This is a genomic window from Actinoplanes subtropicus, from assembly GCF_000721705.1.
GTDB classification, from domain to species: domain Bacteria; phylum Actinomycetota; class Actinomycetes; order Mycobacteriales; family Micromonosporaceae; genus Actinoplanes; species Actinoplanes subtropicus.
The window spans coordinates 154,173-180,972 of record NZ_JOJL01000042.1 but is presented as its reverse complement, the minus strand read 5'-3'; the positions used below and the strand labels follow the sequence as shown (position 1 = coordinate 180,972).

General features: G+C 71.7%; 25 protein-coding genes. 11 read left to right on the top strand and 14 right to left on the bottom strand.

Annotation, left to right across the window (positions count from 1 at the left end; all coding sequences use genetic code 11):
• Positions 1-40: 40 nt before the first annotated feature.
• Positions 41-187: a hypothetical protein gene (locus tag IH26_RS63545; RefSeq protein WP_245665957.1), complete on the bottom strand. Its 147-nt coding sequence runs from the start codon at positions 185-187 to the stop codon at positions 41-43.
• Positions 145-810, bottom strand: a complete 666-nt coding sequence (locus IH26_RS54780) for an SDR family oxidoreductase (protein WP_245665956.1) — start codon at positions 808-810, stop codon at positions 145-147. Before IH26_RS54780 ends, IH26_RS63545 begins: the two co-directional genes overlap by 43 nt.
• Before the next feature lie 82 nt (positions 811-892).
• Between IH26_RS54780 and IH26_RS0144085 the strand changes: the two genes are divergently transcribed.
• Positions 893-1,372, top strand: a complete 480-nt coding sequence (locus IH26_RS0144085; RefSeq protein ID WP_030442276.1) for an RrF2 family transcriptional regulator — start codon at positions 893-895, stop codon at positions 1,370-1,372.
• A 292-nt stretch (positions 1,373-1,664) separates the two neighbouring features.
• A complete protein-coding gene (locus tag IH26_RS0144080) occupies positions 1,665-2,699 on the top strand; it encodes a glycoside hydrolase family 26 protein (protein WP_030442275.1) in 1,035 nt (344 codons plus the stop codon).
• Between the two features lie 40 nt (positions 2,700-2,739).
• Here the strand turns inward: IH26_RS0144080 and IH26_RS0144075 are convergent, their stop codons facing one another.
• Together IH26_RS0144075 and IH26_RS0144070 are read right to left on the bottom strand one after the other, a co-directional pair.
• The gene (locus IH26_RS0144075) at positions 2,740-3,303 is read right to left on the bottom strand and encodes a DinB family protein (protein WP_030442274.1); all 564 of its coding nucleotides are present in this window, start codon (positions 3,301-3,303) and stop codon (positions 2,740-2,742) included.
• A gap of 24 nt (positions 3,304-3,327) precedes the next feature.
• On the bottom strand, positions 3,328-4,578 hold the full coding sequence (locus tag IH26_RS0144070) for a cytochrome P450 (RefSeq protein ID WP_030442273.1): 1,251 nt from the start codon (positions 4,576-4,578) through the stop codon (positions 3,328-3,330).
• Between the two features lie 202 nt (positions 4,579-4,780).
• Here IH26_RS0144070 and IH26_RS0144065 point away from each other — a divergent pair, with 202 nt between their 5' ends.
• Together IH26_RS0144065 and IH26_RS0144060 are read left to right on the top strand one after the other, a co-directional pair.
• Complete coding sequence (locus tag IH26_RS0144065; RefSeq protein ID WP_084599638.1) at positions 4,781-8,884, top strand: trypsin-like peptidase domain-containing protein; 4,104 nt, start codon at positions 4,781-4,783, stop codon at positions 8,882-8,884.
• A gap of 202 nt (positions 8,885-9,086) precedes the next feature.
• Positions 9,087-10,232: an alanine--tRNA ligase-related protein gene (locus IH26_RS0144060; RefSeq protein ID WP_030442271.1), complete on the top strand. Its 1,146-nt coding sequence runs from the start codon at positions 9,087-9,089 to the stop codon at positions 10,230-10,232.
• Here the strand turns inward: IH26_RS0144060 and IH26_RS0144055 are convergent.
• The gene (locus IH26_RS0144055; protein WP_034217282.1) at positions 10,229-10,834 is read right to left on the bottom strand and encodes a TetR/AcrR family transcriptional regulator; all 606 of its coding nucleotides are present in this window, start codon (positions 10,832-10,834) and stop codon (positions 10,229-10,231) included. The two genes, IH26_RS0144060 and IH26_RS0144055, sit on opposite strands and share 4 nt — an antisense overlap.
• A 159-nt stretch (positions 10,835-10,993) precedes the next feature.
• On the opposite strand from IH26_RS0144055, the gene IH26_RS0144045 reads away from it, so the two are divergent.
• Entirely contained in the window at positions 10,994-11,563 is a 570-nt protein-coding gene (locus tag IH26_RS0144045; protein WP_030442269.1) for a hypothetical protein, read from the top strand.
• Between the two features lie 6 nt (positions 11,564-11,569).
• Positions 11,570-12,256 (top strand): endonuclease V, encoded by a 687-nt coding sequence (locus tag IH26_RS0144040; protein WP_034217280.1) that lies wholly within the window; start codon positions 11,570-11,572, stop codon positions 12,254-12,256.
• Positions 12,257-12,262: 6 nt separating this feature from the next.
• On the opposite strand, the gene IH26_RS0144035 is transcribed toward IH26_RS0144040, so the two are convergent.
• The 7 genes from IH26_RS0144035 to IH26_RS0144005 form a co-directional block, all read right to left on the bottom strand.
• Entirely contained in the window at positions 12,263-13,927 is a 1,665-nt protein-coding gene (locus IH26_RS0144035; RefSeq protein ID WP_245665955.1) for a sulfatase-like hydrolase/transferase, read from the bottom strand.
• An 87-nt stretch (positions 13,928-14,014) separates the two neighbouring features.
• A complete protein-coding gene (locus tag IH26_RS0144030) occupies positions 14,015-15,472 on the bottom strand; it encodes an aldehyde dehydrogenase family protein (protein WP_030442266.1) in 1,458 nt (485 codons plus the stop codon).
• A gap of 9 nt (positions 15,473-15,481) precedes the next feature.
• Positions 15,482-16,474 carry a branched-chain amino acid ABC transporter permease gene (locus IH26_RS0144025; RefSeq protein WP_030442265.1) on the bottom strand — a complete coding sequence of 331 codons (993 nt, stop codon included), beginning with the start codon at positions 16,472-16,474 and terminating at the stop codon, positions 15,482-15,484.
• The gene (locus tag IH26_RS0144020; RefSeq protein ID WP_030442264.1) at positions 16,471-17,358 is read right to left on the bottom strand and encodes a branched-chain amino acid ABC transporter permease; all 888 of its coding nucleotides are present in this window, start codon (positions 17,356-17,358) and stop codon (positions 16,471-16,473) included. Before IH26_RS0144020 ends, IH26_RS0144025 begins: the two co-directional genes overlap by 4 nt.
• 13 nt (positions 17,359-17,371) lie before the next feature.
• Entirely contained in the window at positions 17,372-18,088 is a 717-nt protein-coding gene (locus IH26_RS0144015; protein ID WP_030442263.1) for an ABC transporter ATP-binding protein, read from the bottom strand.
• Positions 18,085-18,810 (bottom strand): ABC transporter ATP-binding protein, encoded by a 726-nt coding sequence (locus IH26_RS0144010; RefSeq protein ID WP_030442262.1) that lies wholly within the window; start codon positions 18,808-18,810, stop codon positions 18,085-18,087. The genes IH26_RS0144015 and IH26_RS0144010 overlap by 4 nt, the downstream gene beginning before the upstream one ends.
• The gene (locus IH26_RS0144005) at positions 18,807-20,114 is read right to left on the bottom strand and encodes an ABC transporter substrate-binding protein (protein WP_051809631.1); all 1,308 of its coding nucleotides are present in this window, start codon (positions 20,112-20,114) and stop codon (positions 18,807-18,809) included. The genes IH26_RS0144010 and IH26_RS0144005 overlap by 4 nt, the downstream gene beginning before the upstream one ends.
• 106 nt (positions 20,115-20,220) lie before the next feature.
• On the opposite strand from IH26_RS0144005, the gene IH26_RS0144000 reads away from it, so the two are divergent.
• Both IH26_RS0144000 and IH26_RS0143995 read left to right on the top strand, forming a co-directional pair.
• On the top strand, positions 20,221-21,015 hold the full coding sequence (locus IH26_RS0144000) for an IclR family transcriptional regulator (RefSeq protein WP_030442260.1): 795 nt from the start codon (positions 20,221-20,223) through the stop codon (positions 21,013-21,015).
• A gap of 70 nt (positions 21,016-21,085) precedes the next feature.
• Positions 21,086-22,549 carry an aldehyde dehydrogenase family protein gene (locus IH26_RS0143995; RefSeq protein WP_030442259.1) on the top strand — a complete coding sequence of 488 codons (1,464 nt, stop codon included), beginning with the start codon at positions 21,086-21,088 and terminating at the stop codon, positions 22,547-22,549.
• A 71-nt stretch (positions 22,550-22,620) separates the two neighbouring features.
• On the opposite strand, the gene IH26_RS54775 is transcribed toward IH26_RS0143995, so the two are convergent.
• Complete coding sequence (locus IH26_RS54775; protein WP_051809629.1) at positions 22,621-23,712, bottom strand: helix-turn-helix transcriptional regulator; 1,092 nt, start codon at positions 23,710-23,712, stop codon at positions 22,621-22,623.
• A gap of 142 nt (positions 23,713-23,854) precedes the next feature.
• Here IH26_RS54775 and IH26_RS63540 point away from each other — a divergent pair, with 142 nt between their 5' ends.
• Together IH26_RS63540 and IH26_RS0143985 are read left to right on the top strand one after the other, a co-directional pair.
• Positions 23,855-24,358, top strand: coding sequence for a hypothetical protein (locus IH26_RS63540; RefSeq protein ID WP_245665954.1), 504 nt, complete (start codon positions 23,855-23,857; stop codon positions 24,356-24,358).
• Positions 24,359-24,557: 199 nt separating this feature from the next.
• Complete coding sequence (locus tag IH26_RS0143985; protein ID WP_157437668.1) at positions 24,558-24,860, top strand: hypothetical protein; 303 nt, start codon at positions 24,558-24,560, stop codon at positions 24,858-24,860.
• Between the two features lie 96 nt (positions 24,861-24,956).
• Here IH26_RS0143985 and IH26_RS0143980 read toward each other — a convergent pair whose 3' ends face one another.
• Entirely contained in the window at positions 24,957-25,523 is a 567-nt protein-coding gene (locus IH26_RS0143980; protein WP_030442257.1) for a TetR/AcrR family transcriptional regulator, read from the bottom strand.
• A 126-nt stretch (positions 25,524-25,649) separates the two neighbouring features.
• Here IH26_RS0143980 and IH26_RS0143975 point away from each other — a divergent pair, with 126 nt between their 5' ends.
• Complete coding sequence (locus IH26_RS0143975; protein WP_030442256.1) at positions 25,650-26,624, top strand: NADP-dependent oxidoreductase; 975 nt, start codon at positions 25,650-25,652, stop codon at positions 26,622-26,624.
• The last annotated feature ends 176 nt before the right edge of the window (positions 26,625-26,800 follow it).

Sequence of the window (26,800 nt, the reverse complement as noted above, 5' to 3'; positions counted from 1 at the left end):
CCCCCGCCCTCGTTGACCTTGATGGAGCACCGTAGCGCATCTATGCGAGGTGACGCCGCCCCTCGTCGCCGGCCAGCCAGTCGGCGAAGGACAGCGGGCCGATACGCACGGTGTGGTTGCCGGTCGGGACGAGCGACTCGTCGGTCATCGGCGCCCCGAAGTACTTGGCGGCCGGGTCGTCGACCACTCGCGCGGATCGTGGGTGGCCGCCAGGAACCGGCGCAGGAACTGGGTCATCGGCTGCTTCTCCGGGCCGGCCAGGTCGACGATACCGTTCGCGGGGGCGCCGGCCGCGTACGAGGCGAGCGCGGCGGCCACGTCTTCGACCGCGACCGGCTGGAAAGCGGTTGCCGGGGCGCGCACGACGCCCTCCACCGTCGTCGCGTCGGCGATCGTGCCGAGGAACGAGTAGAACTGGGTGGCCCGCAGGATCGTGTAGGGCACTCCGGAGGTCGCGACCACGTTCTCCTGGGCGACCTTGGCCCGCTGGTAACCGCTTTCCAGGTTGCGGTCGGCGCCGACGATGGTGAGCGGGATGTGGTGGCGCACCCCGGCGGCCCGGCCGGCCTCGAGCAGGTTCCGGCTCGAGGTGGTGAAGAAGGCGAGCACCTCGTCGTCGCCCCAGACCGGCGCGTTGGTCACGTCGACCACCGCCTGCGCCCCGGCGAGCGCCTCGGCCAGCCCCTCGCCGGTGACCGTGTCGACCCCGGTCGACCGCGACGCGGCGGTCGCCTCGTGCCCCTCGGCGGTCAGCACCCGGATGAGTTCGCGCCCGACCTGACCGGTGCCACCGACCACAACGACCTTCATGATGTACGCCTCCGCAACTCGGACAACTCTTGTCCGGAACTCTACTCGGACACGATCTGTCCGAGTCAAGTACCCTGGGCCCATGAAGATGTCCGGCGGGGTCGAGTGGGCCCTGCACTGCGCGTTCGCGCTCACCGCCGCGGATCACCCGGTCTCCGCCGCCCGGCTCGCGGAGATGCACGACGTGTCGGCGAGTTACCTGGCCAAGCAGTTGCAGGCGATGTCCCGGGCCGGGCTGGTGCGCTCGACGCAGGGCAACCTGGGCGGGTACGAACTGACCCGCCCGCCCTCACGGATCACCGTGCTGGACGTGGTGGAGGCCGTCGACGGGCCCACGCCGGCGTTCCTGTGCACGGACGTCCGGGCGCGCGGGCCGCTCGCCGCCTCGCCCGAGGCCTGCCGGACCCCGTGCGCCATCCACCGGGCGATGACCGCGGCGGACGAGGCGTGGCGCGCGTCGTTGCGATCGGTCACGATCGCCGACCTGGCGGCGCAGGTGACGGGCGAGCACGGGCGGGGCGTGCTGGACGGCGTGCGGAACTGGTTCAACGCGGCCCCCTGAGCGCACCGGAGGAGCGGTCCGGGGGGTGTGAGAGACCGAACCGCCCCTCCGGGCCCACGGACGCGCCCCTTGGGGGCAAGCGGCACGCCGGGAGCCTACTCCTACATCTTGTAGGTTTTGCGCCGGAACCCTCAACCGGCGACCGGCCCAGCCGATCCCAACGCTCGACCGATCGGGGGTCCGCCGACCGCAACCGGGTGGCACCCCCGCGGGCACTCGGCGTGCACCGGACGGCCCGCAATCTCTTTCCCATGCCCGGCCGAGATGCGGCCGGACGACCGGGGGAGATTGCATGCTTCGCAAGTCCGTGTACTCGCTTGCCGCCGTCCTGGCCGGATTGAGCGCCGCGCTCGGTGGGGTCGCTCAGGCCCACGCCGGCACCGACACTCAGCACCGCTGCGTGACCGACGCCAAGCTCGTGCCGAGCTGCGACGTGCTGTGGGGGGCCGCCGCCGGCGGGTTCACCGGGAAGCCCCGCGACGAGGAGCTGAAGACCTGGGAGCGGCTCAGCGGGCGCACCTCCACCATCTTCCACACGTACCACAAGGGCGACGACGTCTTCCCGACCGCCGCCGAGAAGGCGATGACCGGGGACCCGGCGCACCCGCGGGTGCTGCTCACGAACTGGCGGGTCGACTGGGACTCGACCTGGGCGAACGTGGCCGCGGGCAGGCTCGACCGCCGCATCGACACGTTCGCGGCCCGGGCCAAGGCGTACGGCAAGAAGTTCTTCCTCGTCCTGAACCACGAGCCGGAGGACGACGTGCGGCCGCGGGCCGGTTCGGGGATGACCGCCAAGGACTTCCGGGCGTCGTTCCGGCACGTCATCCAGCGGTTGCGCGCCGATGGCGTGACCAACGCGGTCAGCGTCGTGGCCTACATGGGCAACGAGAAGTGGATGGCGCAGTCCTGGTGGAAGGACCTCTACCCGGGTGACGACGTCGTCGACTGGATCGGTCTCGACTCGTACGTGTCGGCCGAGCGGAACTACTACCACAACGGCCTGTTCGGCGACCTGGTCGACCGGCGCGCGCCGGGCGGCGAGGGCTTCTACGACTGGGCCACCCGCAACCACCCGGCCAAGCCGGTGATGCTGGCCGAGTGGGGCGTCTACCACCGGGTCGGCCAGGTGGTGGACAAGTCGGCGCAGTTCAACAGCGTTCTGCCGGCGCTGGCCCAGCGCCCGGCGATCAAGGCGATCGTCTACTTCGACACCAAGAAGGACGCTTTCGGCGACCGCGACATCAGCATCAACAGCTCGGCCCGCAGCCTCGCCTCCTTCCGGAAGCTGGCCGCGAACCCGCTCTTCAACGTTCAGGTCCGATGAGTTCCGAGCCGCCCGGCGCCAGCGCCGGGCGGCTCGTTCGTCATTGGCCGGTGCGGCCGTCGATGCACTCGCGCAGCAGATCGGCGTGCCCGCAGTGCCGCGCGTACTCCTCGACCATGTGGATCAGGATGTCGCGGACGCTCGCCTCGTCGTCGCCGCGCGGCACCCGCACCATGGCGCCGAGATCGATCGGTCCGTCCAGCCACTCGTCGGCCAGTGCGATCTGCTCCTTCCAGGCCGCGAAGGCGTCGTCGACCACCGCCTGGTCGCCGACCGCGCCGGTGAAGTCGAGGTCGTTGTCCTCCGCCGACCAGTAGAGCCGCGGAAGCTCCGGCCGGCCCCGCAGGGATCGCTGGAACCAGTTGTGCTCGACCCGGGCCATGTGCCGGACCAGGCCGAGCAGGCTCATCGTGGACGGCGGCACCGATCGGGTGGCCAGCTGCCCGGGCGACAGGCCCTCGCACTTCATGCCCAGGGTGAGGCGGTAGTTGGTCAGATACCCGCGGATGGTCGCCAGCTCGCCCACCGGCGACTGATCCGTCCGCGGGTCCTCGCCGGGCTTCGCCCACATACCGTCGTAACCGACCACATGTTCGCTCGTCATGGCGCCATTCTGGCGGAACGGCGATCAGCCCAGGGTCACCGGCAGCGACTCGAGACCGAACACGATCGACGCCCGCCGGAACCGGAGCTCGGCCGGGGGCACTGCCGGAGCCAGCTCCGGGAAGCGGCGGACCAGCGCCGGGTACGCCGTGCGCAGCTCCATCCGGGCCAGTTCCGCGCCGATGCAGCGGTGCAGGCCGTAGCCGAAGGCCATGTGCGATCGGTTCGGCGCGCGGGACGGGTCGATCGCGTCCGGATCGGGCCCGATCAGGTCGTCGCGGTTGGCGCCGCTCAGCGAGCACATCACCACGTCGCCGGCGCGGATGTCGGCGTCCCCGACCCGGACGTCCTTGATCGCGACCCGCGGGAAGGCGACCTGCACGACGGTGAGATAGCGCAGCAACTCCTCGACGATCTGGTCGACGCCCTCGCCGGCGCGCATCTGATCGGCCATCCGCGGGTTGGTCATCAGCACCAGCGCGCCCAGCGCCAGCATGCTGGCCGACGTCTCCAGACCGCCGGTGAGCACGCCGTCGGCCAGGCCGGCCAGCTCCCGGTCGTCGATCTCGTCGCCGTGCGTGCGGATCAGCGAGCCGAGCAGCCCGTCGCCGGGGCTGCGCCGCTGCTCGTCGACCAGGCCGCCGATGTAGCTGAGCGCGTCGCCGATCGCCCCGAGCGCGGCGCCGCCGCCCTCGGCGAGGTCGAAGCGGGCCGTGCTCAGCTTCTGGAAGTGGTCGCGATCGGCGTACGGGACCCCGAGCAGCTCGCAGATCGTGAGCGCCGGGATCGGCAGCGCGAAGTCGTGCCACAGGTCCGCCGTGCCGCCGGCCGAGGCCATCGCGTCGAGCCGGCCGGCCACGATCGCGTCGATCCGCGGCTGCAGCCGGGCCAGCCGGCGCATGGTGAACTCGGGAGTGAGCACTTTGCGCAACCGGGTGTGCACCGGCGGGTCGGCGAACCCGAGGCCGCCCGGATCCTGCGCGACCTTGATGCCGACCCGGCCGGCGAACTTGCCGAAGTCGTTGCTGTAGCCGTCGACGCTGCCCAGCACCTGCCGGACCGGTTCATACCCGGTCACCAGCCAGGCCCGCATGCCGAACGGCAGCGGCATCCGGCTGACCGGCCGCTGCTCCCGGAATTCCGCCATCCGGGGGATCGGGTCGAGCGCCTCGCGGTGCAGCGGCCACAAAATCCGATCGGGCAGCATGGACAGCGTGAACCGGCGGCTGACCAGCCCCACCGCCCGCGATCGCAACCCGGACACCATCGACGTCATGCCCACCGATTCCTCCACCGCTCCCGCCGGATTGCTCGGAGCATGATCACACGACCGCGCAACAAACGACGATGAAAATCCTCACATACTCAGCGCGACCTCAGCGAGGGCGCGGCCGGCACCAGAAAGGCATGAAGCGGCCGTCCAGGAGGCCTGGACGGTAGCTCAGAGTGCTGAAAGTATCGACGCATGGTAGCCGCCGATGGCTGACATGCCGCTCGCCGGGCCGGGGCACGACCCGTGGACCGTGGCGTTGTTCGCCGCGGTGGGCCCGCGTGTGGCCGTCGGCTGCGGTGTCCTCGTCGATCGGCAGCGGGTGCTGACCTGCTGGCACGTCGTCGAGGGCAAGAGCGGGCTGATCGTCACCTTCCCCAAGGCGGGCGTGTCGCGCCAGGTGCATCGCCTGGTTTCGGCCGTACGGGGCAACGCCGACTCGGACGTGGCCGTCCTGGAACTCGACGAGCTCGCGCCGCCCGAGGCGACCCCGGCGCCGTTGCGCAGCCCGCTCCCCCGGGCGCTGCACGGCGATCAGTGGTGGGCGTTCGGCTTCCCCCGCGACTCACCGCTGGGCGCCGAGGCGCACGGCCGGGTCGGCGGTCCCCTCGCGTACGGCTGGGTGGGTCTGGAAACCCGATCGCGGTACGTGGTGAAGCCCGGCTTCAGCGGCGCCGGCCTGTGGTCGCGCGACTTCAACGCGGTGGTCGGCCTGATCGGTCAGGCCCGCGCGGGCGGACCGCACTCCGGCGACGCCCAGGCGATCACGTTGCACCAGATCGACCAGGACCTGCCCGAGGAGAAGCTGCGCGAGCTGACCGCCTGGTCGGTCGCCGCGGCCGGCGACACCGCCCTGGAGGCCTGGGGCTGGTCGCTGCGCGAGGACGTCGAGGCGGTACGGCACTGGCGTCCCCGGGCGCGCGGCGTCTCGATCGACACCGAGGGCGGCTACCGGTTCCGCGGCCGGGCCACCGCCCTGGCCGAGATCGTCGACTGGCTCGAGCGGCCGCGACCGGACGCGCGCGTGCTGGTCGTGACCGGCTCCCCCGGCGTCGGCAAGTCGGCCGTGCTCGGCCGGATCGTGACCACCGCCGACAAGGACGTGCGGGCCGCGCTGCCGGCCGACGACCCGAACGTGGCCGCGCCGATCGGCACGGTCGCCGGCGCGGTGCACGTGAAGGGCAAGACCGCGCTGGACGTGGCGGTCGAGGTCGCCCGGGCCGCGTCGGTGCGCATCCCGCACACGGTGGACGAGCTGGTCCCGGCGCTGCGCGACCGGCTGGCCCGGGAGCACGGCCGGCGCCACTTCAACCTGGTCTTCGACGCGCTGGACGAGGCGGTCAACCCGCGCCAGGCCCGGCTCGTGGTCTCCTCGCTGCTGCTGCCGATCGCCCGGCAGTGCTCCCGCTACGGCGCCCAGGTGATCGTCGGCAGCCGCCGCGTCGACGACCTCGGCGACCTGCTCAGGGTTTTCGGCCGCGGCACCCATCTGATCGATCTCGATCGGCAGGAGTACTTCGCTCCCGAGGACCTCGAGGCGTACGCGGAGGCGACGCTCGCCCTGCTCGGCGCCGAGCGGCCCGGCAACCCGTACGCCGAACACGTGGCCGCCGCCCCGGTGGCCCGCCGGATCGCCGCGCTCGCCGACCGGAACTTCCTGATCGCCGGCCTGATCGCCCGCTCGCACGGGCTCTACGACACGGTCGCGGTGTCCCCGTCGGACCTGTCGTTCACGGCGACCGTCGACGAGGCGCTCGCCGCCTACCTCCGGCGCCTGCAACCGGTCGAGGGCGTGCCGGCCACCTCGGTGCTCACCGCCCTCGCGTACGCGCAGGCCCCGGGTCTCTCCCTCGAGGTGTGGCAGGTCGCGCTGGACGCGCTCGGGGTGACCATCGCGCGCGAGGCGCTCGCCGGGTTCGTGGCCTCGTCGGCGGCGAACTTCCTGGTCGAGTCCAGCACCGACGCCGGCACGTCCCGGTACCGGCTGTTCCACCAGGCGCTCAACGACGCCCTGCTGCGCGGGCGGGAGAGCGGCGGGTTGCGCCGGGGCGACGAGCGCGCGCTGGCCGCCCAGCTGATCGCGTACGGCCGGAGTACGGGCTGGGCCCGGTCCGACCCGTATCTGGTGCGATCGCTGCCGACGGTCGCCGCGCGGGCCGGGATGATCGACGCGCTGCTCACCGACGACCTGTACCTGCTGCACGGCGACCTGCCCCGGCTGACCCAGCTGGCCGAGTACGCGACCACCGAGGAGGGCCGCGCCCGGGCCCGGCTGCTGCGGCTCACCCCGCATGCGATCCGGGCCGGCCCGGCCGAGCGGGCCGCGATGTTCGGCGTCACCGCCGAGGTCGAGCGGCTCGGCGCGGCGTTCCCCACCTGGCGCGGGCTGCCCTACCGGATCCGCTGGGCGTCGGTGCCCAGCCGGGCCGAGCGCACCGCGCTGGAGGGGCATGCCGGCGCGATCCGGGCGATCTGCGCGGTCGCGATCGATCGGAGCCCGCACCTGGCCACGGCCGGCGACTACCCGTACGTCCGGCTCTGGAACCCGGCGAGCGGACGGCACTGGGAGATGCCGTTGCGGGTGGCCGCCGACGAACGGTTCCTGTCGCTGTGCGCGGTCCAGGTGGACGGCCGCACCCTGCTCGCGGCCGGCGTGTCGAGCGGACGGATCTGCTTCGTCGACCCGGTCGAGCGACGGCCGGCCGGGACGCTGACCGGTCCGGCGGTGCCGGTGCGGTCGCTGTGCACGGTCACCATCGGCGGGCAGCCGCATCTGGTCGCGGGCGGCGAGGACGGCATGGTGCGGATGTGGAGCCTGGCCGACGGGCGGTCCCGGTCGTACCACGGCCACGACGGCGCGGTCCGGTCGCTGAGCGCGGTGCGCCGCGGCGATCGCCAGCTGCTGCTGAGCGCCGGCGACGACTACACGGCCCGGATCTGGGACCCGGTCACCTGGCGGCCGCTGTACACGCTGGACCAGCACGTCGACGTGGTCCGGGCGGCGTGTGCGCTCACCGCCGACGGCCGGCGCCTGATCGCGACCACCAACTACACCGACGCGCGGCTGTGGAGCCTCGGGCCGGGGCGGCCGCACGCCGAGACGCTCACCGGACACCGCAAGGCGATCCGCGGCATGGTCCCGATCGGCGTCGGCGGACGGACGCTGCTGGCCACCGCGGGCGCGGACGGCGACGTGCGGATCTGGGACCCGGTCGACGGGCAGTGCCTGCGGGTACTGAGCGGGCACACCGACGCGGTCAGCGCGATCTGCCGGGTCACGGTGGGCGGGCACGCCCTGCTCGCGACCGGCAGCCGGGACCGGACGGCCCGGCTCTGGGACCTCACCGCCGACGACATCCGGCAGGGCCCGGAGGTACGCGGCGGCCGGGTCAGCGCGGCCTGCCCGGTGCGGGTCGGCAACCGCGAACTGGTGGCGGCGGTGGACGGGAACAGCGGGGCGATCCGGGTGCAGGACGCGGAGACCGGCGCGGAGACCCGTACGCTCGGCCGGGATCTCGCCGAGGTGACCGGGATGTGCGCCGTCTCCGGGCTGATCGCCTCGGCCACCGACAGCGGAACGCTGCACACCTGGAACCCGATGTCCGGCCCGGGGCAGCAGAACAAGTCGCGCCGCTTCGAGACGCTGCAGGCGATCTGCCCGTTCCGCGACGGCGACGGAACGGAACTGCTCGCGATCGTCGGCAACCGGCGCATCCACTACTACCGGCCGGACACCGATCGCGTGCTCACCCGGCACCGGATGGGCGGCTTCCTGCCGGCCGACGACGTCTTCGGCCACCTGCTCGGCATCCACCTGGCCTGCCAGGTGCTCGACCGGCCGGCGACGGTGCTGGCGACGGCCGGCGACGACGAGGCCATCATGCTGTGGAGCACGGGCGGCCGGCTGATCGGCGCGCTGCGCGGGCACCGGCGGGCGGTGCGCTCGCTGGCCCGGGTCACGGTGGACGGGCACGATCTGCTCGCGAGCGGCAGCGACGATCAGACCGTACGGCTGTGGGACCCGGCCGAGCTGGAGTGCGTGGCGACGCTGACCGGCCACCTCGACGGGGTCGACGCCGTGTGCCCGGTGACCGTCGACGACCGGCCGATGCTCGCCTCCGGCAGCCGGGACCGGACGGTCCGGCTGTGGGATCTCACCACCCGATCGCTCGCCCTGGCCATCCCGGTGCACCACCCGGTGCTGACCTGCCTCGAGGTGTCCGGGCTGCTCTACGTCGGGCTGGCCGCCGGGTCGCTGGCGCTGGACCTCAACACCCGGCACAACGAGCTCGCCCTGTTCCGGGAGATCTGACCGGCCGGTAATTCGGTGGCCACGGTCCCTACCATGGAGAGATGCACGGCAGCATCCGACTGATCGCAACCGCGCGAGCTACCCGCTCGTCGGTTGCCGCTGCCTGAGCTCTTCTCCTCCGCCGGCGACCGGAAACGGTCACGCCGGCATTTTTGTGCGCGGTGCCCTTTCCGGTCCCTTCTTTCCCGAAAGGTGCACGATCATGAACGTCGACCAGACCGTCCGAACGTTCCTCGACTTCTACCGGGAGCGCGGCCATCTGCTCATCTCCGAGCACTCGCTCGTCCCGCCGCCGGGCGATCCGGTGCTGTTCACCACCTCGGGCATGCACCCACTGACGCCATATCTCTCCGGGCGGCCGCACCCGCGAGGGCCGCGCCTGGTCAATCTTCAGCGGTGCCTGCGCACGACCGATCTCGACGAGGTCGGCGACGACACCCACCTGACCGTGTTCCGGATGCTCGGCTCCTGGTCGCTCGGCTCGTATCCCGGCGTACAGAGCCTGACCTGGGGTCACGAGCTGATCCGGGACGGCTTCGGGATCGATTCCGATCGGTTGCACGTCACCGTGCACGAGGACGACCTCGAATCGCTGCGCACCTGGGAGCGGATCGGCGTGCCGGTGGAGCTCACCCGGGACGAGAACTGGTGGTCGAACGGCCCGACCGGCCCGTGCGGCCCGGACTCGGAGATCTTCGTGTGGACCGGGGACACGCCGCCGGAGGGCACGCCGACCACCGACCCGCGCTGGGTGGAGGTGTGGAACCACGTGATGATGCGCTACCTGCGGCACGAGGACGGCCGCCTCGAACCGGTCACGCCGGAGCGGGTGGACACCGGCATGGGCCTCGAGCGGATGCTCACCATTCTCCAACGGAAGCGATCGGTTTACGACACCGACGTCTTCCGGCCGTGGCGGCTCGACGGCCTCTGGCCGCTGGACGAACGGTCCCAGCGGGTCGTGACCGATCACCTTCGATCGAGCGTGGTCGTGATCGGCGACGGGGTCCGGCCGTCGCCGAACGGGCGCGGCTACGTGCTCCGCCGGCTGGTGCGCCGAGTGCTGACCCGATTGTGGCGGGTCGACCCGGAGTGGACGCTGGGCGACCTGCCGACCGGACCGATCGAGTCCACGATCGATCACTTCGGGCAGCCGACCGGCGTCGGGCAGGTGCGGGAGGTGCTGCTGAGCGAAGAGGACCGGTTCCGCCGACTGATGACGCGCGGCCGGCCGGTGGTGACCCGGCGGCGATCCCGGGGGCCGCTCACCGACGACGACTTCCGGTACCTGCATGACACGTACGGGCTGCCTCGCGAGCTTGTCGTCGACCTGCTCGAGGAGCGCTAGCTCGACAGGAGTCCGCCGCGCGCGGCCATCGCGGTCACCGCGGCGGCCCGGTCCGCGTCCGCCACGCCGATCGGGTCGCCGGTGATGTACATGCGGGCGTAGTAGGGCGCGCCCAGCTGCCTGATCACCTCGGCCGCATCCGTGTCCGCCGGGATCTCCCCCCGCTCCACCGCCCGCGACACGATCGGCGCGGCATTGGCGACCCGCCCGGCGAAGAACCCGGTCAGCGCCGCCCGCGCCGCCGGGTCGTGCACCGCCTCGCGCACCACCACGTCGAAGATGGCCCGGCTGCGCGGGTGCGTCAGCACGGCCACCGCGCTGCGGGCCAGCGCCCGCAGGTCGCCTTCGAACGACCCGGTGTCCGGCACCGGGATCTGGGTGCCGGCGGCCTCGGCGAACAGCTCCACCACCAGCTGCCCGACGCTCCCCCACCGGCGATACACCGTCGTCTTCGCGACACCGGCCCGGCGGGCGATCCGGTCCATCGTGGTGCCGCCGTAGCCGACCTCCAGCAGCTCTTCCTGCAGCGCGACGGCCACCGCCGCCCGGGTCCGGGCGGTGCGTCCGCCGGGCCGCGCCGAGCCCACGCCGTCCGCATTCAAACGAAACTCCAGTTGCGTTAATGAGGTGAAGCCCCTACTCTATCCTAACGCTACTGTAGTTCACTTAAGGAAGGCCAGCATGTCGTTCATCCTGGGCACGATCCTGTTCACCGCCCTGGTCGGGGTCCTCGACGCCAAGCTCATCCCCTGGCGGTCGCGATGATCACCGGTCACTTCGGGCTCGCCGCCGCGGTCAAGTCGGCCGAGAAGCCGGTGCCGCTCTGGGCGCTGATGCTCGCCACGGTCTGGCTCGACGTCCTGTTCACGCCGCTGTACCTGGCCGGCATCGAGACCATCCAGAACGCGCCGGGCACCAACGGCGGCTACGGCGACGGCATCATCCACGCCGACTACACGCACTCGCTGGCCGGCGCGCTGATCATCGCGGCCCTGACCGGCTGGCTCTGCGCGTACCGCTGGAACCGCCGGGCCGGCGTGGTGCTCGGCGCGGTCGTCTTCTCGCACTGGCTGCTCGACCTGCTCGTGCACCGGGCCGACCTGCCGCTCCTCCCCGGCAACCTCGGCCACCTGCCGCGGCTGGGCTTCGGCCTGTGGCAGTACCACGCGCTGACCGCGACCATCGAGGCCCTGCTGTTGCTCGGCGGCGCGGCCCTCTACTGGCGCGCGTCGCGCACCACCGGCGCGCCGGCCGGCCGCAGCGCCCAGCTGACCGCGCTGATCGTCGCGTGCGGCGGGCTCACCCTCGGGCTCGACCTGGCCGGGCTCTGATCGACCATGACGGGCAAATGGACGGTGGTGCCGCACCGGACGCCGGCGGACGTGGCCGAGGCCGAACAGATCCAGGCGCGCCTGCGTGAGCGGGTGGTGCTGCCGGCGGAACCGATCGAGCCGCCCGTCACCGTCACCGGCCTGGACATCTCCTACGCCGTCGGCAGCGAGCGAGCCGTCGCCGCCGCGGTCACCATCGAGGTGAGCAGCCGGGACATTCTCGAGGTGGGGACCGCGGCGGGCGTCGTTTCCTTCCCGTACGTGCCGGGTCTGCTCGCCTTCCGCGAGATCCCGCTGCTGCTGGCGGCCCTCGACCGCCTGGACCGCCCGCCCGAGGTGCTGGTCTGCGACGGCTTCGGCATCGCGCACCCGAGGCGGTTCGGCCTGGCCAGCCACCTCGGCGTGCTGCTGGACCGGCCCTCGTTCGGCGTCGCCAAGAACGAATTCATCGGGACGTACGCCGAGCCGGGCACCCGCCGCGGCGAGTGGTCCGAGCTGCGCGAGGGCGACGAGGTGCTCGGCCGGGCGGTCCGCACCCGGACCGGGGTCAAACCGGTGTACGTCTCGGCCGGCCACCGGATCGGCCTGGCCGACGCGACCGGCCTGACCGTCCGGTTGAGCACCCGCTTCCGCGTCCCCGAGCCGACCCGCCAGGCCGACATCATCTCCCGCCGGGTTCTGCGCGAAAGCTGAGCCCGATCAGCGCGGCGCGGGAAGGGCGATCGAGTTCTGCTTCCCGTACGCCTGGAAGAACTTGTCCCGGAACTGGTCCATCCGCCAGACCGGGGTGCTCGCGGTCGGCTGCAGCCCGTCCGCCCAGTTCCAGTCGGCGATCCGGTCGAGCACCGACTTGTCGCGCGCGATGACGGTTATCGGGATGTCGTGCGACGCCCCGTTGCCGCTCACGACCGACATCGGCTGGTGGTCGCCGAACATGATGAGCACCAGGTTCTTGTCGCCGTACTTCTGCGCCCAGGAGATCAGGTTGTCCACCGAGTAGGCGATCGTCTTCGCGTACTGCGTCTGGGTACGGGCCGGCGAGCTCCACAGCGAGCTACGGCTCTCCGCGCCCTTGACCATCGGGCCGTAGATGCTGCCGTCGCCGACGGCGTCCCAGTCGACCGTCTTCGGGATCGGCGTCCACGGCTCGTGGCTGGAGGTCAGGGTGAGCTCGGCCATCAGCGGGCCGGTCTTCTTCGCGTACACGTCCTTCTGGAAGGTCGCGAGGGTGTACTGGTCGGGCATGCTCGACCAGCCGAACTTCGGGCCCTTGTAGCCCATGTTCCGCGAGTCGTAGACCTGGTCGTAGCCGTAGAACGACGCCTCCGGCCAGGCCACGGTGTTACCCGGCTCCATGCCCACGGTGTGCCAGCCGGCCTGGTGGAAGGTGCTGGTCAGGGTGATCCGGTCGCTGCCGGTGAGCTGCGTGTAGCGCTGCTGGTTGGTGATCCACAGCCCGGACTGGAGGGAGGCGTGGGCGAACCAGCTGCCGCCGCCGTACGTCGACGAGGTCAGCCAGCCGGTCCTGGCGGCGAACCCGGCCGCGGTCAGCTTCTGCTCGTCCGACTTCAGGACCGGCTCGACGATCGCCTTCATCCCGGGGTCGGTCAGCGCCGAGCGGCCGTAGCTCTCCACCACGCCGATCACCACGTCCTTGCCGGTCAGCCCGCTGACCAGGTCCTTCGGGGCGATGGTGTGGTAGGGATCGTGCTCCGACGCGTACGCGAACTGGTGCTGGTCCCGGATCGCCGCCGGCACCTGGGTGACGGTCGACTTGAGCAGGGCGGCCGCGGTGTCCGAGGCGGCCGGCGCCCCCGGGAACCAGGTGAGCCCGCTGATCGCCAGGGCGATCCAGGCCGCGCTGAGGGCGACCAGGGTGCGCCGGGCCGGCCCGGGATAGCGGGCGGTCAGCTTGCTCAGCCGCAGCACCGCGAGCGTGCACAGGACCAGCGCCAGCAGGGCCAGCACCACCGCACCGACCGCCGCGGCGATCGCTTCCGTCCGCCCGTCGGACTCGGCGAGCGCGTTGTAGCCGTCCCGGAACAGCGGATAGTCGAGCACCGGGTTGAAGGCGCGCCCGAGGACGATCCGGAAGCCGATGTTGGCGACCTTGAGGATCACCACGACGCCGAGGCCGAGCCCGGCGAGCATGGCCGCCCACCTGCGCCAGCGCGGGGCGAGGACGAGCAGGACCGCCCCGCCGACGATCAGCTCCATCGGCAGGCGGACGAACGCGGCCTCGACGTACGAGCCGTTCTTGGGCCGCCCGATGGTGTCGGGGACGACCAGCGCGAGATACACGAACACGGCGGCCAGGACAGTGAGCACCCAGCCGGCGAGGGTGCGGGTTCGGCGCAGCAACACAGACAAACGTCCTTCGCGGAGACAACCCGTCGCGTCTGGGTACGGATCAAGTCCGCCCCGCGGTTCAAAAGCAGAAGCGGTTCACAGTCAGAACGGGAAGTCGCGCGCGGCGTCCCGCATGGTGATCCACTGCAGCTCGGTGAAGTCCTCGCTCGCGAACGGCAGCCCGAACCGGCCCCAGCCGCTCTCCTTCAGGCCGCCGAAGGGCATCTGCGGCTCGTCGTTGACCGTCTGGTCGTTGATGTGCACGATCCCGACCTCGAGCCGCCGGGCCAGATCGAGCGCCGCGTACGTGTCCGCCGAGATGATCCCGCCGGTCAGCCCGAAGCGGGACGCGTTCGCCCGCCGGATCGCCTCGTCCGCCCCGTCGACCGTCTCCAGCAGCGCGACCGGCCCGAACGTCTCCTCGAACGCGATCTCGGCCTCGGCCGGCACGTCGGTCAGGACGGTGGGCGGGTAGCAGGGCGGCTCGGCGGTGCCGCCGGTCAGCAACCGCGCCCCGAGCGAGACCGCCTCGTCGACCCGGCGCGAGACCAGGCTCAGCGCCCACTCGTTGATCAGCGGCCCGACCACCGTGGCCGGGTCGCGCGGGTCGCCGACCGGCAGGTGCGCGACCTTGGCGACGAACCGGTCGGTGAACTCCCGCGCCACCGCCCGGTCGACGAAGATCCGCCGGACGCACATGCAGACCTCGCCCTGGTGCACGAACGCGCCGTACGCGGCCGCGTCGACGGCGAGCGCCAGGTCGGCGTCGGCCAGCACGATCAGCGCGTTGTGGCCGCTCAGCTGCAGGACCGGCCGCTTGAGGTGGCGGGCCGCGAGCTCGGCCAGCCGCCGCCCGGTGACCGTCGAGCCGGTGAAGCTGATCCGCCGCACCAGCGGGTGGGTGACCAGCTCCTCGGCGATCATCCCGGCGTCCCCGGGCGCGTGCGTGACCACGTTGAGCGCCCCGGCCGGCAGCCCGGCCTCGGCGAACACCTCCGCCCACACCGTGCCGCCGGTGATCGGCGACTCCTCGCTGGGCTTGAGCACGACCGTGTTGCCGAGCGCGAGCGGCCCGGCGATCGCCCGCCCGGCCAGGGTGAGCGCGGCGTTCCAGGGCGCGATCGCGCCGACCACGCCGACCGGCCGCCGTACCGCGAGGGCCCGCGAGCCGGGCAGGTCGGTGGGCAGGATCTGGCCGGTCGGGGCGTGCGCGAGCCCGGCCGCCTGGCGCAGCATGGCCAGCGAGAAGTCGAGCTGGAGGGTGGCGAAGTACGGCCCGCAGCCGGTCTCGGCGGCGAGCAGGCCGATCAGTTCCGATCGCCGGCGCTCGAGGGCGTCGGCGGCCCGGAGGAAGACCAGCTGGCGATCGCTGGGCGCCATCGCCGACCAGGCCGGGAACGCGGCGTGCGCGGCCTCGATCGCCCGCCGGGTGTCCTCGTCGTCGCCCGACGCCACCTCGGCGAGGACCTTCCGGCTCCACGGGTCGTGGTCGGGGTGCCGGCGCCCGCTGATCGACGCGACCTGGCGGCCGCCGATGTGGTGGAGAACCGACTTGATCATGACGCGATGCTAACCGGCTGGGCGCAAGGTGTAGCCGACCGGCAGCAATCGGAACGGCAGCCGGTCGTCGGCGAGGCTCCACAGCCCGCGGGGCAGGAAGAGAGCGAACGCGATCGCCACCGCGCCCAGCCCGATCAGGTACCAGGCGCCGTACTGCGCGAACCAGTCCTGCAGCAGGAAGAACAGGATCGCGCCGAGGATCGGGCCCTCGTAGGTGCCGATCCCGCCGACCAGCACCATGAACAGCATGTAGGCCGACCACTGCACGCCGAAGATGGACTGCGGCTGGATGAACAGCGTGTTGGCCAGGGTGAGCGCGCCGGCCGCGCCGCAGCCGAAGCCGGCCAGGACGAAGAGCATGAACTTCAACGGCATGATGCGTACGCCGAGGGACGCGGCCGCCTCCTCGTCGTCGCGGATCGCCTGGATCGCCGCGCCGCTGCGCCGCCGGAGCAGCAGGAAGACCAGGACCAGGAGCAGAACCGCAAAACCCAAGGTCAACCAATAGGTGTACGCGCGACGCCAGTCCGGGGCGATCGTGTTCAGCCCGCGCAGCGAGACGCCGGTGCCGCCGCCCAACTCGTGGTCGAGCGCCACCAGCAGTGCGAGCGCCTCGGCGACCACCCAGGTGCCGACCGCGAATTGCCCGCCGCGCAGCCGCAGCAGCAGCGGGGCCAGCGCCACCGCGAGCACCGCCGAGGCCAGGGCGGCCAGCACGACCGCAAGATAGGCGGGGACGCCGAGCTGGGCGAGGTAGACCGTCGCGTACGCGCCGAAGCCGATGAACGCCTGCTGCCCGACCGACACCAGCCCGCCGTAGCCGGCCAGGACGTTCCACATCACCGCCATGATGAGCAGCGTGCACAGCGTGGTGAGCTGCTGCACCACGTCGGCCCGGAAGCCGAGCGGCACGGTGAACAGGACGATCCCGATCAGGACGAACACCCCCGAGGAGATCCGGGTGGCGCGTCCCGATCGCTTCACGGTCCACTGCTCGCTCATGTGGTACGCCCTTCGCGTCGGAGCGCCAGAAGCGATCGCCCGTGCGGGCTGGCCAGCACGATCAGGAAGACCAGGTGACCGGCGAGGATCGAGTACTGCGGGTCGATCGTGGCGCCGATCGTTTGCGCGACGCCGAGCACCATGCCGCCCCAGAGCGTGCCCCAGAGTGATCCCAGTCCGCCGATCACGACCGCCTCGAAGGCGAAGATGAGCTGGGTCGGGCCGCTGGACGCGTCGAAGATCGAGCGGACCGCCAGGAACACGCCGGCCAGCGTCGCGGTGGCGACCGCGATCGCCGTGGCCCGCGCGTACACCGACGAGGCCGGCACCCCGACCAGCGTGGCGGTGTCCGCGTCCTGGGCGGTCGCCCGCATCTCCCGGCCGAAGGCGGTCCGGCGCAGCATCAGTTGGAGGCCGCCGAGCACGAGCACCGCGGTCGCCAGGATCAGCGCGCCGAGGTAGGACAGCGACAACTGATCGGTGATGCGCCAACTGCCGGTCGCGATCCCGCCGGCCGCCCCGCCGAGCGATCGGACATCCGGGTTGTAGGCCTGCAGCAGCGCGTTCTGGATGACGATGGCCAGGCCGAAGGTGGTGAGCAGCGGGGTGAGCGGCCCGCCGCGCAGGCTGCGGGCGAGCACCGTGCGGTGCAGCACGTAACCGAGGATCAGCATGACCGGCAAGGCGGGGACGAGCGCCCAGAACGGGTTCATGCCGAAGCGGGTGGTGAGCGACCAGACCAGGAACGCGCCCAGCACGGCGATGTCCCCGTGGGCCAGGTTGATGATGCGCATGACGCCGAACATGAGTGACAGCCCGCAGGCGAACAGCGCGTAGAGGCCGCCGAGCAGGATGCCCTGAACGATGGCGTTGACCCAGTTCATGCCCGCCCCGCCCTCATGACCGCCTCGCCTGGTGGAACCCGAAATACGCGGTGACCACTTCCTCGCGGGACAGCCCCTCGGTGTCGGCGTCCAGCACGATCCGGCCCTCGAGCAGGCAGACGACCCGATCGGAAGTGCTCAGCGCACGGCCGAGATCCTGCTCCACGAGCACCACCGTGGCGCCGCTGTCGCGCAGGACGGTCATGCAGGCGTACACCTCCTCGACGGCCTTGGGGGAAAGGCCCAGCGAGACCTCGTCGATCATCAGGAGTCGCGGGTTGGTCATCAGTGCCCGGGCGATCGCGGTGGCCTGCTGCTGGCCGCCGGAGAGCTTGGCCGCCGGGCGGTCGCGCAGCGGGCCGAGCGCCGGGAACGCGGCCAGCACCGACTCGAGGTGCCACGGTCCGGGCTGGGCGCGGCGGCCCGCGACGAGGAGGTTCTCCTCCACCGTGAGCTCGGGGAACAGGCGGCGGCCCTCGGGCACGTAGGCGATGCCGCGGCGCACCCGCTGGTGGGCGGGAATGCCGGCGAGGTCGCTTCCGTCGTACGTGATCTGCCCGTTCGTGAGCGGATGCGCGCCGGCCAGCGTGCGCAGCAACGTGGTCTTGCCGGCGCCGTTGGCGCCGATCAGCGCGAGCACCTCGCCCTCGGCGATGCCGAAGGAGATGCCGCGGACCGCCGGCAGCAGGCCGTGCCGGGCCTCGACGTTCTCCGCGCGCAGCAGCGTCATGAGGCCGCCTTCCCGAGGTAGGCGTCGATGACCACCGCGTCGCCGAGCACCGCCTGCGGTTCGCCGTCGGCGATGACCCGGCCGGTGTCCATGCAGACCAGCCGGTCGACCACCTGCACCAGCACGTGCACGATGTGCTCGATCCAGACGATCGCGATGTCGCCCGATCGCACCTGCCGGACAGCGCTTACCAGCTCGGCCGCCTCGGCGTCGGTCAGCCCGGCGCCGATCTCGTCGAGCAGCACCACCCGCGGCCCGGTCGCCAGGCAGCGGGCCAGCTCCAGGCGCTTGCGGTGCAGCAGGCCCAGGCTCTCGGCCCGCCGGTTGGCCAGTTCGGTCAGCCCGCACTCCTCGAGGACGTCGGCAGCCTGCCGGGAAAGTGCCGGACCGCGCAGGCCGGCCCCGTAGCTGGCCGCCACCACCACGTTCTCCAGCACGGTCATGCCGCCGAACGGGCGCGGCACCTGGAACGCCCGGCCCACGCCCAGCCGGCACCGCTGGTCGGGCCGGGCGCGGGTGACGTCGCGCCCGGCGATGCGCACCGTCCCGGCCGTCGGGCGGACCGCGCCGGCCAGGACGTTCAGCAGCGTGGTCTTGCCGGCGCCGTTCGGGCCGACGATGCCGACCGCCTCGCCCTCGCCGACCGTGAAGTCGACCCCGGTCAGCACCTGGAGGTCGCCGTAGCGCATCGACAAGCCGCTGCCCTCGAGGATCGGGCTCACGCGGTGTATTCCTGGAGCTTCGCGGCGACCGGCACGTTCGGGTCGGACGAGTTCTCCACGAGCACGAAGTCCACCTTGTACTTCGGATCGGCCGACTTGATCCACTGACCGCCGAGGATCGGGGTGGCGACCACGTTCGCGTTCGGTCCCTTGCCCCACTCCAGCTTGCCGATCGGCGTGTCCACCGACAGCGTCTTCATCGCGTTCGCCACGCCGGTCTTGTCCTTGGGGTTGCCGGCCGCCTTGAGCACGGCGGCGGCCACGTCGAACAGCGCGAGGCTCGGGCCCAGCTGCTGGTTCCACTGCTTGCCGGTGGCCTGGTAGCCGTCGCCGAGGGCCTTGCTGTCGACGCCGGTCAGCGACGACTTGTACGGGAAGGTGGGCGTCCAGTACGCGCCGCCGGCGATCCCGACCCCGATCGGCCCGAGCGCCTCCACCTGGGACGGGAAGAGGCCGGTCTTGGCGATCTGCGCGATCTTCGGCCGGTACCCCTGCTGCGCGGCCTGCCGCCAGAACGTGGCGAAGTCCGGCGGGATCGGGAAGGCGTTGAAGATCTCGCAGTTCTCCGCCTTGAACTTGGCGATCTGCGCCGAGAAGTCGTTGGTCCCGTCGGTGTACGCGCCGGGGTCCACAATGGTGTAGCCGGCCTGCTTGAGCAGCGGCCCGAGCGCGGCCCGGATCGCGTTGCCGTCCGAGTCGTTCGGCCACATCACGCCGACCTTCTTGTTCGTCGGCACCTGCGGCCACTCGTGCGTGTACATGTTGTCGAACTGCTCGACGCCGAAGCAGAAGTGATAGGTGAACTTGTACGCGTCCTTGTCGGCCGGCTTGGCGCCCCGGCCGAAGTACCACGCCTCCCACGGGACCACAGTGGACACGCACGGCACGCCGGCGGCCTCGCAGGCGTCGCTGACCGGGTTGACCGTCTCCGGCGTACTCGTGGTCAGCATCAGATCGACCTGATCACTGTTGATCAAATCGTTGGCCACCTGGGCGGATCGCTGCGGGTTGGACTGGCTGTCCCGGTCGAGGATCTGGACGTCGTACACCGTTCCGTTGATCGTCAGCCCACTCCCCAGCGACTTCTTCGCCAGGCCGAGGACGTAGGCATCCGGCTCGCCGAAGCCGGCCGCCGGGCCCGTACGCGGGCTCACGAAGCCGATCTTGAGCGCCGACTTAGCCTGATTTTTCGTCTTATTGTCGCTGCTGGCGAGGCCGCCGCAGGCACTGAGAAGGGGGAAGGTCAGTCCGAGGCCGGCCGCGCGGAGCAGATCGCGCCGGGTCGTTCCAGTCTTGCTTTCCATGTACGCCTCCTGGGCGAGGACTGGTGCCGAGGAAGTTAGAAGTGGGCCGCGTCACACGTCAATCGCGTGTTCAAATATCCGGAACACTTGTCGAAAGGATGCAACCGTGACGCAGCCGTCGTTCTCCCAATCCCTCGAACGCGGCCTGCGCATCCTCAGCGAGTTCGCCGCCAACGGCCCGGTCCTCGGGATCGCCGACCTGTCCCGCGCGGTCGACCTCAACCGCAGCACCACGCACCGCTACGTGGCCACCCTCGCCAACCTCGGCTTCCTCCAGCAGGACCCGGACACCCGCAAGTACTCGCTCGGCCCGCGGGTGGTCGACCTCGGGTTCGCCGCAATCAGCTCGATGGAGATCACCGGGGTCGCCGCGAGCCACCTGCAAGCGCTTTCCGACGAGACCGGGTGCGCCGCGAGCATGGCCGTCCTGGACGGGGCGGACATCGTCTACGTGGAACGACGGCGGTCCCGGCGTACGGCCGGAGTTGCCGTTGATCTTAATTTGCACGTCGGGTCGCGGCTGCCCGCCTACTGCACGTCGATGGGCAAGGTGCTGCTCGCCTACCGTGAGCCGGCCGCGCTGCGCGCGCTGCTCGACCGGATGGATCTCGCCCGCCGCGGTCCCAAGACGATCACCGTACGCGAGCAGCTGGTCGCCGCCCTGGGCAAGGTCCGGCAGGCCGGCTTCGCGGTGAACGACGAGGAACTGGCCCCCGGCCTGCGCTCGATCGCCGCCCCGATCCGGGACCGCTCCGGCCACGTGGTCGCCGCGATCAACGTGGCCGTGCACCTGACCACCTGGACGGCCTCGGTCGAGTCGGTGATCGGCCGGCTGGGTGGCCCGCTGCGGCGCACGGCCGCCGAGATCTCGCACCAACTGGGCTACCGTTCGAACATGTGAAACAGGCCGTTGTTTCACTGTTGTTTCGGGCCTAGGTTCGGGCGCACCCGGTGTGATGGAGGCGCGAACCATGGCTCTGCTCGACCAGTCCCGATGGAATGACCAGATCTTCGAGGGCGGCAGTTGGCGGCCCGGCAGCGGCGCCACCACCGACGTGATCGAGCCGGCCACCGGCAACTCGCTCGGCCAGGTCACCCTCGCCACCCCCGACGACGTGACCCGGGCCGCCCAGGTCGCGGCCGCCGCCCAGCGCGAATGGGCCGCACTCCCCCACCCGGCGCGCGCCGCCGTTCTCCGCAAGGCCGCCGCGCTGTGGGCCGAGCACGCCGAGGAGATCAGCTGGTGGAATGTCCGCGAGGTAGGCGCTGTCCCGGGCCTGGCCGGCTTCGCCCTGCACGTCGCCGAGCAGGAGTGCTGGGAGGCCGCGGCGCTGCCCAGCCTGCCCTATGGGTCGCTGATCCCGAGCGAGGAGCCCCGGCTGTCCATGGTGCGCCGCTACCCGGTCGGGGTGGTCGGCGTGATCTCGCCGTTCAACGTGCCGATCATCCTGGGCATCCGCTCGGTCGCCCCCGCGCTCGCCCTCGGCAACGCGGTGCTGCTCAAGCCCGACCCGCGCACCGCGGTCACCGGCGGCCTGGTGCTCGCCCGCATCTTCCAGGAGGCGGGCCTGCCCGACGGCCTGCTGCAGGTGCTGATCGGCGGCGCCGACGTCGGCGAGGCGCTGCTCACCGACCCGCGGGTGCCGGTCATCTCGTTCACCGGCTCCACCGAGGCCGGCCGCCGGGTCGGCGCGCTGGCCGGCAGTCACCTCAAGCGCGCCCACCTCGAGTTGGGCGGCAACTCGGCGATGCTGGTGCTGGACGACGCCGATGTGGACGCCGCGGTCAACCTCGCCGCCTGGGGCAGCTTCTTCCACCAGGGCCAGATCTGCATGACCACCGGCCGGCACCTGGTGCACGAGCGCCTCTACGACGACTTCGTCGAACGCCTGGCGGACAAGGCGGCCAAGCTCCCGGTCGGCGACCCGGCCCGCGACCAGGTCGCGCTCGGCCCGGTCATCGACGTCGGCCAGCGCGACAAAATCCACGACCTGGTGACGGCCTCGGTCGGCGACGGCGCCCGCCTGGCCGCCGGCGGCTCCTACGAGAGCCTGTTCTACCAGCCGACGGTGATCGCCGGCGTCGGCACCTCCACCCCGGCCTTCGCCAAGGAGATCTTCGGCCCGGTCGCCCCGGTCGCCCGCTACAGCAGCCTCGAGGAGGCGGTCGCGCTGGCCACCGCCACCGAGTACGGCCTTTCCTTGGGCATCGTCACCCGCGACGCGATGCGCGCCGTCGAACTCGCCGACAAAATCCCGACCGGCATCGTGCACATCAACGACCAGACCGTGAACGACGAGGCGAACGCCCCCTTCGGCGGCACCGGCGCGTCCGGCACGGGCTCCCGCTTCGGCGGCGCCCAGGCGAACATCGACGCCTTCACCGACACCCGCTGGCTGACCGTCCGCAGCCAGCCGGCCCAATTCCCGTTCTGACCTCACCTTCAACTTCCTTCGACCGTACGGTTCAGACGAGTCCCCGGTGCGGCGCCGCGCGCCGTCGTCGGTCACCCTCCGCGCGCGGCCGCCGGGCTGTCCCGCGTGGCCGCCGCACCGGGTCGGCCGAGCTCGCCGGTCCGTGCGGTGACCGCTTTCCGGAGGGCGCTCCCCGCCGTCGGCCCGGGTCGGCCGGCCGCGGTGACCGGTGGCTGTCCGGGTGGCACGAGGCCCCGCTGGGTGGCCTCGACGATGGCCTGTCCGCGGCGGGTGACGCCGAGCTTGCGGAGGATCGCCGAGACGTGGTGGTGCACGGTCCGCTCGGAGAGGTGCAGCCGGGTGGCGATCTCGGCGTTCGACTCGCCCTGCTGGACGTGCGCCAGCACTTCAGCCTCGCGGCGGGTCAGCCGGGCCGGGTGGCGCTCGGTCGCGGGCCGGGGTCCGCGCGGAAGGCGCCGCACGCCCTGTTCCCGGAGGCGGCGGGCGACGATCTCGGCGGCCGGCCGGGCGCCCAGCCGCTGAAACTCCGCCAATGCGCGGCGGAGGCTCGGCTCGTCGCGGGAGCCGACCAGCGCGAGCGCGGCGTCGTAGGGGCAGCCGAGGCGAGTCCACCGGGCGGCGGCCGCGGTTCCGGCGCCGGACAGTTGGTCCGAGTAGGGCTCGATCGCGCCGGGCACGGTCTCGTGGATTCCCGCGAGCCGGCGCAACCAGGCCAACTCGCCGATCACCCAGGATGAGCGCCGGTCCACCGCGGTCGCGAGGACGTCCCGGGTCATGGCGTCGACCACCTCCGCGCCGCGGCCGCTCAGCCAGGCGGCCTCCGCGGCGGCGGCGATCACCGGCGCCCGGTACCGCAGCTCCTCGTGCCCCTCCAGCAGCTCGAGTGCCTCGGCCAGCGGACCTTCCTGGCGCGGGTCGCCCCGGCGGGCGCGCAGCAGCCCCAGGACCGTGAGGGCGAGCAGCCGCAGCAGTGGTACGGAACGCGCCGAGCGGAGCACCGACTCGGCGTCGGCGGCGGCGTCGTTCCAGCGGCCGAGATCGAGGTTCAGCCGAGCCCGGTACGCCACGCAGTAGCGCTCCCACGCCTCCAGCCCGAGCTCGGCGCAGACCGTCACGCCGCGGTTCAGCCGGTCTTCGAGCTCGTACGCGCGAAGGCGGGTCATCGCCCAGCCGAGATGCAGGAAAGGCCCGGCCCACGTGCTCGTCCAGCCCGGCCGACCCGGCCAGCGCGAGGCTGCGCTCGAGCTTCTCCCGTCCCCCCGGCTGCCCGGCGAGCAGTTGCATGGTGCCGACGGTGTTGAGGCTGTGCACGATCCCGGCCTGGTCGCCGCAGGACTCGGCGGCCGCAAGGGCCCGGGCCCCCCACGAGATGGTTTCGTCGAGCCGCTCGTCGTCCATGTGGACGGCGGCCAGAATCGCGTACGCCTGCGCCAGTTCCCGGCCCGGCGGGCGCCCTTCTATCGCCTCGTTGCTGCGGCGGCCATCGCCGGCTGGGCGGCGGCCGTCGTCGCCGGTGGCGTGCTGGGCGGGGCGGCGCCGGTGCGGTACGACCCGCCACAGGAGACCATCGACCCCGCCACGCAGCGGGTCGAGGTGCGGTTGGTGCGGGTGCCGGTGCCCACCCGCGACTGGGCCGCCGAAACGGTGCAGATGAGCGTCGCCGCGGCGCTCGGCGCCATCGTCGCCGCCCGGGCGACCGCGGCACGACAGCGACGCCGTAAGCCGCCCCCGCCCGGTCCCGGCTTGATCGACATCACCGACGTGGTGCGATCGGGAACGGGTGAGCCGCCGGCCGCCGGATTCCGCTAGCCGGCCCGGTCGATCTCGGCGCAGGCATGGAACGAAGGTGCGTGACACCTTCGTCCTCCGCGACCTTGACACGCCCTTGATGCCCTGGCTGCCGGAGGTCGGGTCCGATCGAAGGGCTGGAAGCCCGGCCCGCCGAAGGCATGGGCTCTGGTGCCGACGAATCCCAGAGGCCCGTCAGCGATGTCGTACATTGACCGTCATGTCGATCAGCCACGGAGACGTCCAGGGCCTGCGGCGCTCGTTGACGTACCACGCGGCGTTATGGGTGGCCCGTCTGGGCTATGTGTGGATGTTCGCCTACCCGGTGGTCGCGTGGGTTTGGGGTTACACCTGGCGGCTGTTCATGCTCTACGTCGCCGGTGCCGCACTGGTGCTGTCTTTGCTCGTGCTGTTGCGCCGGGCGCGCGTCCCTGTCGCTCGCCCGGCGAAGTGGAACGTGCCTGCCCGGGAGCGTTACCGGCAGTTCTGGCGGGACACGCTGTGGTGGTCTCGCGGCAGGTGACCGAGCGGGAAGTCCTCGTTCGATGGATCCGGGATGGCCGTCGGCGCGGCGGCGCGCCGGATTCGCGTTCGCGCCGTTGGATCGATTGTTGGCCGCTTACTTCAGGGCGTTCGCTTCGAGCCGCAGGTCGTTGAAAGCCCGGTCGAGGTGGGTGCGCAGGTCGTCGCTGCGATCGGACGCCCACCGGCGGATGGCGATCGAGTAGGTGTCCATGCCGACCTGGGCGCACAGGGCCGCGAGCGGCTCGGCGACGCCGCGGGCCCGGAGGGCGTCGGTGAGCGCGGCGACCAGGGCCGCGTTCTTGGCCAGCGCCCGCTCCTGCAGGGCCGGCGTGGCGACGATGACCGGATGGCGGCGCTCGGTGACCGGGAGGTTGCGCTCGATCAGCGGCACGGCCTGGTGGAAAGCGGTCCGCAGGGTGGGCAACGGCCTGGTGCCGGCCGGCACCGCCGCGACCGCGCCGGTCAGCAGCTCCCGCAGCTGCGTCTCGCCGTCGAAGAAGACCTCACGCTTGTCGGCGAAGTGGCGGAAGAAGGTCCGCTCGGTGACGCCGGCGCGGGCGGCGATGTCCCCGGCCGTGGTCTTGTCGTAGCCACGCTCCAGATACAACTCGAGCGCGGCCTCCTGCAGCAGCCGGCGCACTTCGTCCCCGTTCCGTGGCACAGCTTCGACCCTACCAGAAACGGCAGTTACTGACACAGGTTGCGTCATTGACTGACGCATAATAACGTCGGTTTCTGACACGTTTATCGTCAGTAACTGACGAAAGTGCGGCCCAGGGAGACCTAGATGACCGACCACGACCCCACGACCGGCACCATGCGCACCGTGCGCTTCCACGAGTACGGCGATCCTGGCGATGTCCTGCACCTGGAGACCGTGCCCGTGCCGGACCCGGGGCCGGGCCGCATCCGCGTCGTCGTGCACGCGTGCGGGCTGGCCCCGGCCGACTGGGCGCTGTGCCGCGGACTGTTCCCCGGCGACCTGCCCAGGGGCATCGGGTGCGATGTCTGCGGCACGGTCGACGCGGTCGGCGAGGACGTCACCGACGTCAAGACCGGTGACGCCGTGTTCGGGACTGCGGACTGGGCGCACTGCTCATCCGCGGGCGCGTCCGACCGAGCTGTCATGAACCGATGGTTCCGGGTCCCCGATGGCCTTGACCTCGTGCGGGCGGCCGCGCTGCCGATGACGGTCGACACCGCCTTCTTCCACCTCAATGCCCTGGGCTTCGACCCGGACAAGACGATCCTGATCCACGGCGCGGGAACCACCATCGGCTTCGCGGCGGCGCAGATCGCGCTCCTGCGCGGGATGCGGGTCATCGCCACCGCCGGGGACACGTACGCACCGCGGTTGCGTGCCCTGGGCGCCAAGGTCACCGCGTACGGAGACGGCATGATCGAACGCGTCACGGAGATCAACGGCGGCCCGGCCGACCTTGTTCTCGACACCGCTCCGGTCGGCGGATCCCTACCGGATCTGATCCAGATCGCCGGGGGCGACCCGAAGCGGGTACTGACCATCACCGACTTCGCCGCCGCCGCTGAGCTCGGTGTCCGCGACACGTTCCACGAGGACCGCAGCAACCCCGTGGAGGCGCTGCCGGAGTTCGGGCAACTCGCCGCCGACGGCCTGTTCACCGTCCCGATCGCGGGCACGTTTCCCCTGGACCAATGGAAGACCGCACTCGAGATCAGCCAGAGCCACCACGCCCGGGGGAAGCTCCTCCTGCTTCCCGGACAACCCGGCACCGATGGATGAGACGCGGCACGGCACACCCAACCTGGCCGGCGCGACGCTGTCGTACCGCGTACGCAGCGGTGACAACCCCACCGTGGTCGGTCTTCACGGAACTCAGGGACATGATGCCGGCTGGAACTGCGCATCAATTGCTGATGGCGGGGGCTTGGTGCAGGTACGTCAGGTTAGCGACCTGA